15 protein-coding genes are annotated in these 12,330 nt (G+C 64.5%); 11 read left to right on the forward strand and 4 right to left on the reverse strand.

The genetic code is table 11. The features are described 5' to 3' along the window. The first annotated feature begins 671 nt into the window (after positions 1 to 671). From AB4097_RS18725 to AB4097_RS18745, 5 genes are all read left to right on the forward strand, one after another. A complete protein-coding gene (locus tag AB4097_RS18725) occupies positions 672 to 1,712 on the forward strand; it encodes an extensin-like domain-containing protein (protein WP_442042309.1) in 1,041 nt (346 codons plus the stop codon). Positions 1,713 to 1,794: 82 nt separating this feature from the next. After that, positions 1,795 to 2,226 (forward strand): hypothetical protein, encoded by a 432-nt coding sequence (locus tag AB4097_RS18730; RefSeq protein WP_442042311.1) that lies wholly within the window; start codon positions 1,795 to 1,797, stop codon positions 2,224 to 2,226. A 92-nt stretch (positions 2,227 to 2,318) separates the two neighbouring features. Next, positions 2,319 to 2,885, forward strand: a complete 567-nt coding sequence (locus tag AB4097_RS18735; protein WP_442042313.1) for a ribonuclease T2 family protein — start codon at positions 2,319 to 2,321, stop codon at positions 2,883 to 2,885. A gap of 58 nt (positions 2,886 to 2,943) precedes the next feature. After that, a complete protein-coding gene (locus AB4097_RS18740) occupies positions 2,944 to 3,792 on the forward strand; it encodes a 23S rRNA (adenine(2030)-N(6))-methyltransferase RlmJ (RefSeq protein WP_442042315.1) in 849 nt (282 codons plus the stop codon). Positions 3,793 to 3,856: 64 nt separating this feature from the next. Continuing rightward, complete coding sequence (locus AB4097_RS18745; RefSeq protein WP_442042317.1) at positions 3,857 to 4,459, forward strand: glutathione S-transferase N-terminal domain-containing protein; 603 nt, start codon at positions 3,857 to 3,859, stop codon at positions 4,457 to 4,459. Between the two features lie 56 nt (positions 4,460 to 4,515). Here AB4097_RS18745 and AB4097_RS18750 read toward each other — a convergent pair whose 3' ends face one another. After that, positions 4,516 to 5,238, reverse strand: coding sequence for an outer membrane protein (locus tag AB4097_RS18750; RefSeq protein WP_442042319.1), 723 nt, complete (start codon positions 5,236 to 5,238; stop codon positions 4,516 to 4,518). Positions 5,239 to 5,529: 291 nt separating this feature from the next. Here AB4097_RS18750 and AB4097_RS18755 point away from each other — a divergent pair, with 291 nt between their 5' ends. Beyond that, the gene (locus AB4097_RS18755; protein WP_442042321.1) at positions 5,530 to 6,285 is read left to right on the forward strand and encodes an SDR family oxidoreductase; all 756 of its coding nucleotides are present in this window, start codon (positions 5,530 to 5,532) and stop codon (positions 6,283 to 6,285) included. On the opposite strand, the gene pgeF is transcribed toward AB4097_RS18755, so the two are convergent. Genes pgeF through lgt form a run of 3 tightly spaced genes read right to left on the reverse strand, consistent with a single transcriptional unit; the run spans position 6,275 to position 8,982 of the window. Continuing rightward, entirely contained in the window at positions 6,275 to 7,042 is a 768-nt protein-coding gene (gene pgeF, locus AB4097_RS18760; protein ID WP_442042323.1) for a peptidoglycan editing factor PgeF, read from the reverse strand. The two genes, AB4097_RS18755 and pgeF, sit on opposite strands and share 11 nt — an antisense overlap. A gap of 9 nt (positions 7,043 to 7,051) precedes the next feature. Further along, positions 7,052 to 8,128, reverse strand: coding sequence for a class I SAM-dependent methyltransferase (locus AB4097_RS18765; RefSeq protein ID WP_442042325.1), 1,077 nt, complete (start codon positions 8,126 to 8,128; stop codon positions 7,052 to 7,054). Continuing rightward, positions 8,125 to 8,982, reverse strand: a complete 858-nt coding sequence (gene lgt / locus AB4097_RS18770; RefSeq protein ID WP_442042327.1) for a prolipoprotein diacylglyceryl transferase — start codon at positions 8,980 to 8,982, stop codon at positions 8,125 to 8,127. Before lgt ends, AB4097_RS18765 begins: the two co-directional genes overlap by 4 nt. Positions 8,983 to 9,117: 135 nt before the next feature. On the opposite strand from lgt, the gene AB4097_RS18775 reads away from it, so the two are divergent. The 5 genes from AB4097_RS18775 (at position 9,118) to AB4097_RS18795 (ending at position 12,284) form a co-directional block, all read left to right on the forward strand. Next, positions 9,118 to 9,396: an accessory factor UbiK family protein gene (locus tag AB4097_RS18775; RefSeq protein WP_442042329.1), complete on the forward strand. Its 279-nt coding sequence runs from the start codon at positions 9,118 to 9,120 to the stop codon at positions 9,394 to 9,396. A 243-nt stretch (positions 9,397 to 9,639) separates the two neighbouring features. Further along, positions 9,640 to 10,140, forward strand: coding sequence for a YbjN domain-containing protein (locus AB4097_RS18780; RefSeq protein ID WP_009494597.1), 501 nt, complete (start codon positions 9,640 to 9,642; stop codon positions 10,138 to 10,140). Between the two features lie 72 nt (positions 10,141 to 10,212). Next, positions 10,213 to 11,040 carry a pyrroline-5-carboxylate reductase gene (gene proC, locus AB4097_RS18785; protein WP_442042332.1) on the forward strand — a complete coding sequence of 276 codons (828 nt, stop codon included), beginning with the start codon at positions 10,213 to 10,215 and terminating at the stop codon, positions 11,038 to 11,040. A 210-nt stretch (positions 11,041 to 11,250) separates the two neighbouring features. Then, positions 11,251 to 11,907, forward strand: a complete 657-nt coding sequence (locus tag AB4097_RS18790) for a TetR/AcrR family transcriptional regulator (protein ID WP_442042374.1) — start codon at positions 11,251 to 11,253, stop codon at positions 11,905 to 11,907. A gap of 17 nt (positions 11,908 to 11,924) precedes the next feature. Next, on the forward strand, positions 11,925 to 12,284 hold the full coding sequence (locus AB4097_RS18795) for a tRNA-binding protein (protein WP_442042334.1): 360 nt from the start codon (positions 11,925 to 11,927) through the stop codon (positions 12,282 to 12,284). Positions 12,285 to 12,330: the final 46 nt, after the last annotated feature.

Here is a 12,330-nt window from a genome sequence, read left to right on the forward strand (position 1 = left end):
TTTGTTCTTGACAGATGCTGCAACCTTGGCTATATCGTTGCACAGCCTGATCCGACGAGGGGCGCGCTTCGCGAGGCGTCGCAAGTTGTGGGAGCAGGCACGGTCCTGTCCGCCGGTCACGCAGCCGGCGCCAGGAGGCCCTTGGCAGCCCTGTGCTGGTCCAAGTCGAAACGCCTAAAAGAACCGTGCGCGAAGCGGCCTCCCGGCTCTTCCATTTACCATTCACAGCGAGCCGGACGGCCCGACGCGCCACCCTCGAACCCTAAAGGCTCGCAGCGCAAGCTGCGGGCCCCAAACCGCTGGCTCTTTGACAGGGATCCATCGACATCCACCCGCCGCGTCATGGCCGGGCGCGTTCCGGCCACCACGTCTTATCCCACCGCGCAGAAGAAGACGTGAATACCCGCGGCAAGCGCGGGCATGACGGGCAGAGTTCTCACGGGTTGTCAGGGTGGGGGCGCATTCGCGGAACCCGGGATCCAGCATCACCGGACGTCGCGCCCCCCTTCCTAGGCCTCAGTGGCTCTTGGATCCCCGCCTTCGCAGGGATGACACCGCCGAGACCCAGGAGTGATTGTCGTTCGCCGACCGGGAGTTTCGCTTCGGCGCAACGCGACGAAAGCGTCTCTCCGTTGACGGGATGTTTACGTCCTTGAGCGAGTCTCGCGCCCATGCGTCGTGGGTTAGTTGCGTTTGTTGCCCTTTCGCTCGTGGGGCTTGGGCTTACCGGTTGCGGGCTGTTTCGTTTCGAGCAGCGCGAGCCTTGGCGTGCGCAGGCCGAGGAGGCCTGTCTGTCGCAGCATCTCGTGCAGCCCTCCGCCTACATGGCTCTCAGCTCCAAGATCGACGGGCCGGGTGCCTGCGGCATGGATTATCCGTTCAAGGTCGCGGCCTTCAACAACGGTGCGGTGGGGTTGAAATCGAAGGTCACCCTGGCCTGTCCGATCATTCCCCAGATCGATGCCTGGCTCGACGAGATCGTCAGGCCGGCCGCACAGATGTATCTCGGCGTGCCGCTCGCCGACATCAAGGCGGGCTCCTATTCCTGCCGCCCCCGCAACAATCAGATGGGCGCCAAGGTCTCCGAGCACGCCTTCGGCAACGCCATGGACGTCATGGCGTTCGTGTTGGCGGATGGTCGGGAGATCAATGTCGAGAAGGGCTGGCGGGGCAACCCGTCCGAGCAGGAATTCCTGCGAGAGAGCTTTGTCGGAGCTTGCCGCTACTTCACGACGGTCCTGGCGCCGGGCTCTGATCCGTTCCATTACAATCATATCCATATCGATCTTGCGCGGCACGATCCCCGCGGACAGCGGCGCATCTGCAAGCCGATCCTAAAGTTCGAGCCGCGAATCGATCCCGAGCGCAGCCGCGAGGTTCTCCAGAGCGCGGCGTCCTCCGGCGACCTGGCGCCCATCGATCTGGAGCAGGACGTTGCGGATGGCGAGGCCTATATCCCGCCGGCTCCGCCGCCACCGTCCCCGGCCATCGCCGCTCCGGTCGGTCCAGCGCCGCGAATGTCCTCCGGCGGCTATGCGGCCGACCTGCCGGGACCGAACGCCGGACCCGCAAGGCTTTCGGCACCCCAAGGGTACTCGCAGGCACCCCTCCCGCCGATGGGACGCCCGGTCGAACAGACCTATGCTCCGCCCCGGACGCAGGGACGCTCCGTCGGCCAGCCGATGATGCTCAACAGCCACGCCGTCTATTAAAGCGTAACCGGATCTTGACCTTCTCGAACGCCGCCCACATGGTCGAGGGTGCACGGTCTGAAGACTTGGTGGAGCATTTTCAATGAAGTGGCTGGCGGCTATCATCTCCTGCATGCTGTTGAGCGCACCCGCGCTTGCGCGCGAGATCACGCCCGCGGAACGGCGGGACGAGCCCTTCGATGCTACGCTGCCGGCCTGTGCCGATCCCGCGGTGCTCCAGAACATCAGTTCGCGTTTCTCGCACAAGGAGGGCCGGTTCTGGAATTCCGGCCTTCAACTGCTCGCCTTCGAGCGCGTGCAGGAAGTCGCCTGGCGTCCCTGGGGCCTCGACTATATCCCCCGCCGCTACTGCACGGGCACCGTGGTCGTGTCCGACGGCTTCAGGCACCGAATCAACTTCTCGATCCGTGAGGATCTGGGCTTCATCGGCATCGGCTGGAACACGGAAGCCTGCGTCGACGGCCTCGACCGCGATTACGCCTATGCACCGCACTGCAAGCAGGCGGCTCCTTGATCCTGCGCTGGTGGCTCGCATTCGCGAGTGCCTTTCTTGTGTCGGTTCTCCCTTCCGCGGCCCAAGGCCTCCGGGAGGCGAGGGGCGCCCCGATGGGGCAGTTCGACTTCTACGTGCTGGCCCTGTCCTGGTCGCCCGGCTTCTGCGAGAGCAGCGGCAGCCGGAACCGGCAATGCGACACTGGCAGCGGCCTCGGCTTCGTGACGCACGGCCTGTGGCCGCAACGGGAGCAGGGCTATCCGAGCTTCTGCGAGCCCAGCGGCCGCTTCGTTCCTCAGTCGGCACTGGCTGACGCCAAGGAGCTCTTCCCGGACGATAACCTGGCACGCTATCAATGGCGCAAGCATGGGACCTGCACGGGGGAAAGCCCGAGCGGCTATTTCCGCGCGGTCCGCCAGGCGCGGGAACTCGTGCGCATCCCGGACGGTTTCAACGGCCTGGACAGCCGATCGAAGGTGCTGCCGAGCGAGATCGAGCGCGCCTTCATCAATGCCAATCCGGGCTTGCGACCCGACATGATCTCGGTTTCCTGTGGACGGCGGATCTTTCAGGAGGTCCGCATCTGCCTGACCAAGGATCTGCGCGGGTTCCGTCAATGCCCGGAGGTCGACCGCGACGGGTGCCGGGCGGGCGAGGTCACCGTTCCAGCCGTGAGATAGCGCATCGATCCGATGCGCATGAGTGGGAAGGGCATCGAGCTGATGCCGTAGGACGACCATGAATTACCGACATGCCTTTCACGCCGGCAATTTCGCCGACGTCATGAAACACGCGCTCCTGGTGCGCATCCTGGTTTACCTGCAGCGCAAGGAGACGCCGCTGCGCGTCATCGACACGCATGCGGGCATCGGGCTCTACGACCTTGCCGGCGACGAGGCCGGGCGGACGGGGGAGTGGGTCGAGGGAATCGGGCGGCTGGGCGAGGCCTTCGCTCCCGACGTGGAGGAGATCCTCGCGCCCTATCGGAGCGTGGTGGCCGACGTGCGGACGCGCCATGGCGAGACCGCCTATCCCGGCTCGCCCGCCATCGTGCGCGAGCTTCTGCGGCGTCAGGATCGCGGCGTGTTCGTGGAGCTGCATCCGGCCGATTACGCGGTCCTGAGCGACGCCTTCAACGAAGTCGCGAATCTCAAGGTGATGCATCTCGACGGCTGGACGGCGCTGCATGCGCTGATCCCGCCCAAGGAGAAGCGCGGTCTCGTGCTCATCGATCCGCCCTACGAGAAGTCCAACGAATTGGATCGGCTCGGGACGGAGCTGCTCGCCGCCGTGAACAAATGGCAGACCGGAATCTATGCGGGGTGGTATCCGATCAAGGATGTCGGTTCCGTCGACGCGGTGGCGAAACGCCTGCACGAGGAATGCCCGCGTCCCGGCCTTCGCCTCGAGCTCTATGTGGACGATCCGCGCGATCCCTCGCGGCTCAACGGCAGCGGCCTCTTCGTCATCAATCCGCCCTGGGCCCTGAAGCAGGAGGCGGAAACGCTGCTGCCCGCCTTGGCGGAGCGCCTGTCGCGCAGCGGTTATGGCGCGTATCGCTGTGAAGCCTTCGGGCCCCCTGCTTAAAACCAATTGCCGCGCAGGTTTCGAGCGTTCATGACTCCTGTCATTCTCGCAACAGAGGTCATCAATGCTCATTCTCCGCTCCTCGCCCGCCTCGCCCTTCGGCCGGAAGGTCAAACTCTCCGCCTCGATTCTCGGACTGACCGATCGCATTCGGATCGTCGATGCGGATACTCTCAACCCTGAGGATTCCATCCGCCAGCAGAACCCGCTCGGCAAGATTCCCGCGCTCATTCTGGAGAACGGCGACGTGCTCTACGATTCCCGCGTGATCGTCGATTACCTCGATCATCTCGCCGGCGGCGGCGTCATCCCGAACGGCCCGGAGCGGTTCTCGGCGCTGCGCGATCAGGCGCTCGCCGACGGCATCATGGATGCGGCCCTGCTGCAGGTCTACGAGGGGCGCTTCCGTTCTGAAGACAGGCACGAGCCGAAATGGGTCTCGCACCAGGCCGACAAGGTCCGCCGCGGCCTCGACCATGCGGAGGCTCATCTCACTGAGCCGGGTCAGCCGCTGCATATCGGCCAGATCGCTCTCGCCTGCGCACTGGGCTACCTCGATCTCCGCTTCGGCGGGCGGTGGCGCGAGAGCTACCCTAAGCTCGTCGCATGGCTCGCGGATTTCGAAGCCCGCGTTCCGGCCTATGCCAAGACGAGAGTGACCCCATAAAGCAAAAAGGCCCGGTGTTTCCACCGGGCCTTTTCTGTTTCTGTAGAAGACAGGTCTTAGTAGGTGCTGAACTTGTAGCTGAGGCCAGCACGGACCGTGTGGAATTCAATGTCGTTGCTGCCGAGCGAGACATTGTTGAAGAAGTTATCACCACCATCATAGTTGGTGTAACGGTATTCCAGACGGGCGGTCAGGTTGTTGGTGAAGGCATATTCGACACCAGCACCCAGCGTCCAACCGGTCAGCGTGTCGTCGTTGCCAAGGATGCCGAAACCATCCGAGACACCAGCGAATGCGAAACCACCGGTCGCGTAGACCAAAGCGCGGTCGAACGCGAAACCGGCGCGAGCGCGGATCGAGCCCTGCCAGTCGAGCGCGTTGCCGGCGAAGCCGTAGTTCGTGAACACGCCGCCACCGGGGCCAATGATGACCACGTCATCGTTGTCGTCGCCGAACACGCCTTCGACATCGCCTTCAATACCGACCACGAACGAGCCGAGCTGGTAGTTGTAACCAGCATGGACACCGGCCAGGAAGCCGTCGCCGCTGTCACCGAAATCGCCGCTCTGCACCACGAAGCCGTTCGGGAGAACGAAATCGTTGTCGTTGGCATTCCAGCCATAGCCGATTTGGGCACCCACGTAGAAGCCGGTCCAGGTGAAGACCGGAACGGCAGCAATGATCGGAGCCGGGGGAGCAGCGCGGAGCGGAAGGTCCGCAGCAGAAGCGGCTCCGGCAAAGCCGAAGAGAGCGACGCTGGCGAGAAGAATTTTCTTCATGGTTTCTCTTTCCTAATCGATGTCATGCGAGCTCAACCCGGTCTTCTGGGCCAAGCCAAGCACTGGCCTGTTATAGAGCGACAACCGGTCGAGGGCTGTGACCTGACAACCACAGCGGCGAAGACCACCGTGGCAGGATTGTGGCGGCAATGTGCGAGTTTCCCCTTGCGTTATCGCCGGAGTCCTAAACGCGCAGCTTGGCCATTGGTTCGACGGCCGAGCGAAAAAATGTCATTTTCTTGTCCGGCGGCCGGAAGCGCCGTGACGTGCTTATATTTCAAGAGGTTGATCATGAACAAAGCCGCTCTCGTGACCGGCGGTGCACAGCGCATCGGGCGGCGGATCGTCGAACGGCTCGCCGACGACGGCTATGCGGTGGCAATCCATTGCCGGCGCTCGACCGATGAAGCGGACGCGATGGCGGCGCGGATACGACAGCAGGGTGGGCGGGCCGCCGTCGTGCAGGCCGATCTGGCCGATGGTGACGCGGTCGAGCGCCTCGTGCCCGAAGCGATCCGGGCGCTGGGCCCGCTGACGCTGCTCGTCAACAATGCATCCGAGTTCGAACCCGATGAGGTCGAGACGCTCTCGCAGGAAAGGTGGGACCGGCATTTCGCCGTCAACCTGCGCGCACCGGCATTTCTCGCCCGTGATTTCGCCCATCAGCTTCCCGCCGATCAGAATGGCTGCATCGTCAACATCGTCGATCAGCGCGTGTGGAAGCTGACGCCGCAGTTCTTCTCCTACACGCTCACCAAGGCCGCCTTGTTCACCGCGACGCAGACCATGGCGCAGGCGCTCGCACCGCGCATTCGCGTCAACGCCATCGGGCCCGGGCCGACATTGTCGAACGTGCGCCAGGGCGACGAAGATTTTTCCAAGCAGAGTGAGGCGGTGCTGCTGGGGCACGGCGGCACGCCGGACGAGATTGCCGATGCGGTGCTCTATCTGGCGAAAGCCCGCAGCGTCACCGGCCAGATGATCGCCGTCGATGGCGGCCAGCATCTCGCATGGGAAACGCCCGACGTGGCCGGCATCAAGGAGTGAGCGTGATCGCGGAGATCAGGCGCCCGTAATCCGGCTCCTTGCGATGGGTGGTGCGGCGATAGCTGAAGAACCGTTCCTCGTCGGAATAGGTGCAAAGCCCGAGATCGGTGAATGTACCGATCCCCGCTGCTTCGAGACGTGCGCCGATGAAACCCGGCAGGTCGAACATCGCATGGTCCGACCTCTCGGCATCCTTGAAGAAGCGCTCGTGCCCGGCCGCCTCGTTGGCGAAGCGCTGGATGAAGTCCGGGCCGACTTCATAAGCTTTCTGGCTGATCGTTGGGCCGAGCACGGCGACGATGTTCTCGCGCCGCGCGCCGAGTCGCTCCATGGCCGCGATGGTGGATTCGAGCACGCCCGTGACGGCGCCGCGCCAGCCTGCATGAGCGGCTCCGATCACGCGTGCCTGGGTGTCCGCAAGCAGCACCGGCCCGCAATCGGCCGTGGTGATCCCGAGCGCAAGGCCGGGTGTCGCCGTCACCATGGCATCGGCCTTGGGACGTTCGCCCTGCCAGGGTCCCTCGACGAATACCACATCGGGGGAATGGACCTGATAAACGCTGATCAGAGCGTCCTGGTCGATGCCCAGAATCTGTGTCATGCGACGGCGGTTCTCCTGCACCTTCGCGGGCTCGTCCGACGACCCGATGCCGCCGTTGAGCGAGGTATAGATCCCATCCGATGTGCCGCCCTGGCGGGTGAAGAAGGCGTGGCGGATGCCGGGGCGCGAAGAAAGGGCAGGGGCTTGAATGAACATGGCGCAATCTCAGGACGAGGGAGACAGGGCAGGCAAGCCGGGCACGGCTTCGATGGTCTCATGTGTAACGGCCAAAACCTTAAACAGATCACCCATGCCGGTCGGCCCGCGCTCCGTCAGGCGGGCAAGCGCCTGGTCGATAGCGGCAGCCTGCGCGGGCGTGGCCCGTGCCTTCAAGGCGTTGGCGCGGGCGTCTATTCCGAGCGACTGGAGGAAATCGCCCTGGGTGACGATGCCGTGAGCCCTGGCGCCTTTCATGACGGCAGCCTGGGCGAGGCGGTGGAAATCCACATGGGTCGTGAGATCCGCTTCCCCCGGTTCCTCGAGAGGATCGACGGGCTTGTGCGCCTTGAGTGCCTGTAGCGTGTCGCCGAAGGCCGGGCCCCAATAGCCGTAGTCGAGGATCAGGGCCGCGCCCGCATCGCGCGCCAGCCGTCCGGCAAGCTCGCTCATGACCTCGATGGAAGCGCCCGACCATTCGAGGATGTCGCCGGGCTTCAACGGTGTGCCAAGGGCAGGCTCCGGCTCCGGGCGCAGGCCGAAGATCAGGCGCTCGCCCTTAAGCCCCACCAGCCGCTCGCACCACCCGCGCTCCGTGCCGACGAACTGTCGCACAGGCAGGGCATCGAAGAACTCGTTCGCGACGAGAAGGGTAGGGCCAAGCGGCACGTCGTCGATCCGGTCGTGCCAGTGAAGAGAGAAGCCCGAGGCGGCGAGAGCCTCCTGCTGCTTCTTTCTCAAGGATTGGCTCGTCTCGACCAGATGCACGGTGGCGGCTGCCTTGAAGTCGGGCAGGAGCCGTGTCGCACGCAGCAGGTCGGCCATCAGGGTGCCTCGGCCCGGACCAAGCTCAATGAGTCGGCAGCCCGTGGGGCGTCCCATGCCGTTCCAGACATCCAGCAGCCACAGGCCGATCAATTCCCCGAACATCTGGCTGATCTCCGGGGCCGTGGTGAAGTCCCCGGCGGAGCCCAGCGGGTCGCGGGTGCCGTAATAGTGCCTCAGGCAGAGGCTCATGTAACGCTCGACCGTGATCGGCCCCTCGAGGGCGATCGTCTCGCGTAACGTATCCTTCAGCGGGCTCACGCGGCCTCGACGGCCTTCGAGGGCCGGGTATAGCCGCGCACGGCCATGACGATGAAGCCAATGCCGACCAGCGCCATGGGAACGGACAGGAGCATGCCCATGGTGATGCCGCCGCTGAGCGCCTGCACGGATGACCCGAACAGGAATCCGAGCTGCGCGTCAGGCTCGCGGAAGAACTCGCAGACGATGCGGGCGATGGCGTAGCCCAACACGAAGATTCCTCCGAGGAGGCCGGGACGACGGAAGCCGAAGCGACGCGCGGCGAAGGCCATGATGAGGAACAGGATCAAGCCCTCGCCAAAGGCTTCGTAGAGCTGGCTCGGATGCCGGGGCTCCGGGCCAGCATGGGGAAAGACCACCGCGTAGGGAAAGTCGGGCGCGGGACGGCCCCAGAGCTCTCCGTTGATGAAATTGGCGATGCGGCCGAAGAACAGGCCGATGGGCACGACCACCGCTGCCATGTCGAGCAAGGCCAGCGGGTTGAGCCCCCGCGAGCGGGCGAAGAGCACGATGGCGAGCACCGATCCCAGGAAGCCTCCGTGGAAGGACATGCCGCCGCGCCAGATCGCGAAAATTTCCAGCGGGTGAGACAGATAGGAGCCCAGATTGTAGAACAGCACGTATCCGATCCGGCCGCCCAGGACGACGCCGAGCGCCACCCACACGATGAGATCGTCCACATCCATGGGCTTGGGCTGCTTCGAGCCTCCCCAGAGTTCGGCCTTCGCCGCGAGGCGTTTGGCATAGAACCAGCCGCCCAGGAGGCCGGCCACGTAAGCCAGCGCATACCAGCGGATCGCGAAGGGGCCGATGGAAATCGCCACGGGATCGATAAGCGGAAAAGAGAGCGGCATGATCGGGCCTTGTTCGAATACGTCGCCATTGGACCCTCCGGGCGGAGGTCGTCAACCCTGTTGCAGTTTGTGGCAAATGCGCCCATGTGTTGGCTTCCAGGGGCTCAGGGCCCGTCGAACGCTGTGGATTTTCCCATGACCCAATCGTCCAACCGGATCTTCGATGAACTCGCCCGCTTCGCCACCGATGCCGCCGGGGCGGCCCAGGGTGTCCGGCGGGAGGTCGAGACCGTGGTCCGCAGCCAGTTCGAGCGCCTGATCAAGGACATGGACGTCGCCACCCGTGAAGAGGTCGAGGTTCTGCGCGAGATGGTGGTGGCTGCCCGCGAGGAGAACGAGCGGCTCGAAGCCCGGGTCAAGGACCTCGAGGCGAAGATCGCTTCCACGGCCGGCGTGAACCCCGCGACGCCTTGATCCGCGCGGGATTCCGCCCTGCGCCTGACGCGGGTCTCCTGCTGTGGACAGGTGAATCCCGCGCATTGTGACGAGAGCCGAAATCTAAGACTGTCGATTCATGCGCTGATTCGAGGCGGCGGCGGCGGGATCTCGGAAGACCGAAGGTATTCTGAGTACTTCTTTCGAATAGTCCCCGAATCTACGCAATCATGTTGCCCGATATGTTTACCATTATCGGCTAATCGAGCATCCAGGATCGACATGTCGCAGATTCATCTTGAAATCGATCGCTCGGAACATCCCTTAGATGTGGTCGAGCGGCTCGCTTCCCTGCGGCACTGGATCTTCGACCGGGCCGAGGCGGACGAGATGTCCATCTCCGTCGCGGGCCGCTGGGCCGATTATGACGTCGCCTTCACCTGGATCGAGGACGTGGAGGCTATGCACATGGCCTGCGCCTTCGATCTCAAGGTTCCCGAGCGGCGGCGCCAGGAGGTGCTCCAGCTTATCTCCTCCGTCAACGAACAGCTCTGGGTCGGACATTTCGATCTCTGGAGCACGGAGAACGTGGTGATGTTCCGCCATGCCCTGCTGCTGGCGGGCGGAGCCGATCCGACCGACGGACAATGCGAGACCATGCTGCGGGTCGCGGTCGAGGCCTGCGAGCGCTATTTCCAGGCCTTCCAGTTCGTGATCTGGGCCGGCAAGTCCGCCCGCGAGGCCCTCGATTCCGTCCTGTTCGAAACCGAAGGCGAGGCCTGAACTCGCCTCGACAGCGCAGGGCAGCAGTGAATAGAGTGCGGCCTCGCCATTGCATCCTGTCAGGTCAAGCCCATGCCGTCGAACATTTCGCATCTGCCGTCATCCCTCATCCTCGTCGGCGCCGGCAAGATGGGCGGCTCCATGTTGGAGGGCTGGCTCAAGGTCGGCATGAGGCCTGAGGGCGTTACAGTCGTCGACCCGCGCCCGTCCGAGGAGATGACCCGCTTCTGCCGCGAGAGGGGCATCGCCCTGAACCCTGCCAAACCGACGGCGGCGGACGTGCTGGTGCTGGCGATTAAGCCGCAGATGCTCGACGAGGCCGCGCCTGCGCTGAACGGCCTTCTCGGGCCGCAGACCCTCATCATCTCGATCCTGGCCGGCAAGACCATCGGCGATCTGCGCTCCAGGCTCCCGGCTGCCGGCGCCATCGTGCGCGCCATGCCGAACCTGCCCGCCAGCATCGGGCGTGGGGCGACCGGAGCTGCCGTGAACGAGAAGGTGAGCGAGGGGCAGCGCCTGACCGCCGATGCGCTTCTGAGCAGCAACGGCATCGTCGAATGGCTGCCTTCGGAAGACCTGATCGACGCGGTCACGGCACTCTCAGGCTCGGGTCCAGCCTATGTGTTCCACTTGGTCGAGTGCCTGGCTGAGGCCGGAACGGCTGCCGGTCTCCCGCCGGATCTGGCACAGCGCCTGGCGCGGGCGACTGTGACCGGCGCGGGAGAACTCCTTTTCCAAAGCGAACTTCCGCCCGCCACGCTCCGGCAGAACGTCACTTCGCCCGGCGGTACCACGGCGGCGGCACTCGAAGTGCTCATGCGCGATCCGAACGGGCTGAAGGCGCTCCTGCGCGAGGCCGTGGCGGCAGCCAAGCGGCGTGCCGAGGAACTCGCAGGTTAGAGCATTTTTCGGTGAAGTGGATCCGGTTCACCGTCAAAAAATGCGGCAAAGCAGGAAAGAGGGATGATTCCATGCCAGTGGAAGCATCCCTCGAACCTTGGGGTTGCTGCGGTCGGCCCCTAGATTAAGTCTCAACGGCCAATATTCAGGAGACCGATCGTGACCGCTGACGTTCCCACGGATAAGCGCAAAGCCATCGTCGAGGCGCTCATGGATCTCGCCGCGCGGCGGCCCTGGCATGAGATCGAGATCGGCGATGTGGCGAAAGCCGCCCATGTGTCGCTGGCCGAGTTCCGCGATCTCTTCCCCTCGAAGGGCGCCGTCCTCGGCGCCCTGTCGCGCCAGATCGACCGGCAGGTGCTGGAGGGAACGACCGACGATCTCGCGGGCGAGCCTGCTCGTGAGCGCATCTTCGATGTGCTGATGCGCCGCTTCGATGCCCTGGAGCCCTACAAGCAGGCCCTGCGGCGGATCTTCCAGGATCTGCAATACGACCCCGTGTCTCTCGCCGCTCTCAATCAGGTCTCCCTCAATTCTCAGCGCTTCATGCTCGCGGCCGCCGGCATCGATACGGAAGGGCCGCTTGGAAAGCTGAAGCTCCAGGGCGCGGTTCTGGTTTACGCCAACACCATGCGCACATGGCTCGATGACGACGATCCGACACTCGCTAAGACCATGGCGCGGCTCGACCGCGAATTGCGCCGCGCCGAGCGCATCCTCGAAGGAGCCGAGGATCTGCGCCGCCTGAGCGCGCCTCTGCGTGCCGTCGGGCGCGCCCTGCTGCAGGGACGCAGGCCGACGCGCCCGGAGCCACGCCGCACCGAAGACGGCAACGGGGACGCGCAGAATCCGGCGGCGGCCATTTAAGACAGGCAGGGGCAAGGATGGATCAGGTGAGTTCGACGGCGACGCCCATCACGTTCGACGATTTCCTGAAGATCGACGTACGTGTCGGCCGGATCGTGGCCGTGGAGCCGTTTCCACAGGCGCGCAAGCCGGCGTTCAAGCTCACCATCGATTTCGGCCCGGAGATCGGCACCAAGCGATCCTCGGCGCAGATCACGGTGAACCATTCGCCGGACGATCTCGTGGGATCCCTGGTGATGGCGGTGGTGAATTTTCCGCCGCGCCAGATCGGGCCGTTCATGTCGGAGGTGCTGACGCTCGGCGTGCCCGATGCCAACGGCGACGTCATGCTGATCCGTCCGGATCGCGACGTGCCGGTGGGCGGAAGGCTGTACTAAACTCTACCGAATACCCTTCTGCTATTTGCCTGCGCTTCTGACGGGA

It is taken from the genome of Microvirga sp. 2MCAF35, assembly GCF_052115545.1.
Classification (GTDB): Bacteria; Pseudomonadota; Alphaproteobacteria; order Rhizobiales; family Beijerinckiaceae; genus Microvirga.

Coding starts and splice junctions, on each gene's coding strand:
- AB4097_RS18725 (WP_442042309.1), top strand. CDS start 672: ATGCGTCGTGGGTTAGTTGCGTTTGTTGCCCTTTCGCTCGTGGGGCTT.
- AB4097_RS18730 (WP_442042311.1), top strand. CDS start 1,795: ATGAAGTGGCTGGCGGCTATCATCTCCTGCATGCTGTTGAGCGCACCC.
- AB4097_RS18735 (WP_442042313.1), top strand. CDS start 2,319: ATGGGGCAGTTCGACTTCTACGTGCTGGCCCTGTCCTGGTCGCCCGGC.
- AB4097_RS18740 (WP_442042315.1), top strand. CDS start 2,944: ATGAATTACCGACATGCCTTTCACGCCGGCAATTTCGCCGACGTCATG.
- AB4097_RS18745 (WP_442042317.1), top strand. CDS start 3,857: ATGCTCATTCTCCGCTCCTCGCCCGCCTCGCCCTTCGGCCGGAAGGTC.
- AB4097_RS18750 (WP_442042319.1), bottom strand. CDS start 5,238: ATGAAGAAAATTCTTCTCGCCAGCGTCGCTCTCTTCGGCTTTGCCGGA.
- AB4097_RS18755 (WP_442042321.1), top strand. CDS start 5,530: ATGAACAAAGCCGCTCTCGTGACCGGCGGTGCACAGCGCATCGGGCGG.
- pgeF (WP_442042323.1), bottom strand. CDS start 7,042: ATGTTCATTCAAGCCCCTGCCCTTTCTTCGCGCCCCGGCATCCGCCAC.
- lgt (WP_442042327.1), bottom strand. CDS start 8,982: ATGCCGCTCTCTTTTCCGCTTATCGATCCCGTGGCGATTTCCATCGGC.
- AB4097_RS18775 (WP_442042329.1), top strand. CDS start 9,118: ATGACCCAATCGTCCAACCGGATCTTCGATGAACTCGCCCGCTTCGCC.
- AB4097_RS18780 (WP_009494597.1), top strand. CDS start 9,640: ATGTCGCAGATTCATCTTGAAATCGATCGCTCGGAACATCCCTTAGAT.
- proC (WP_442042332.1), top strand. CDS start 10,213: ATGCCGTCGAACATTTCGCATCTGCCGTCATCCCTCATCCTCGTCGGC.
- AB4097_RS18790 (WP_442042374.1), top strand. CDS start 11,251: ATGGATCTCGCCGCGCGGCGGCCCTGGCATGAGATCGAGATCGGCGAT.
- AB4097_RS18795 (WP_442042334.1), top strand. CDS start 11,925: ATGGATCAGGTGAGTTCGACGGCGACGCCCATCACGTTCGACGATTTC.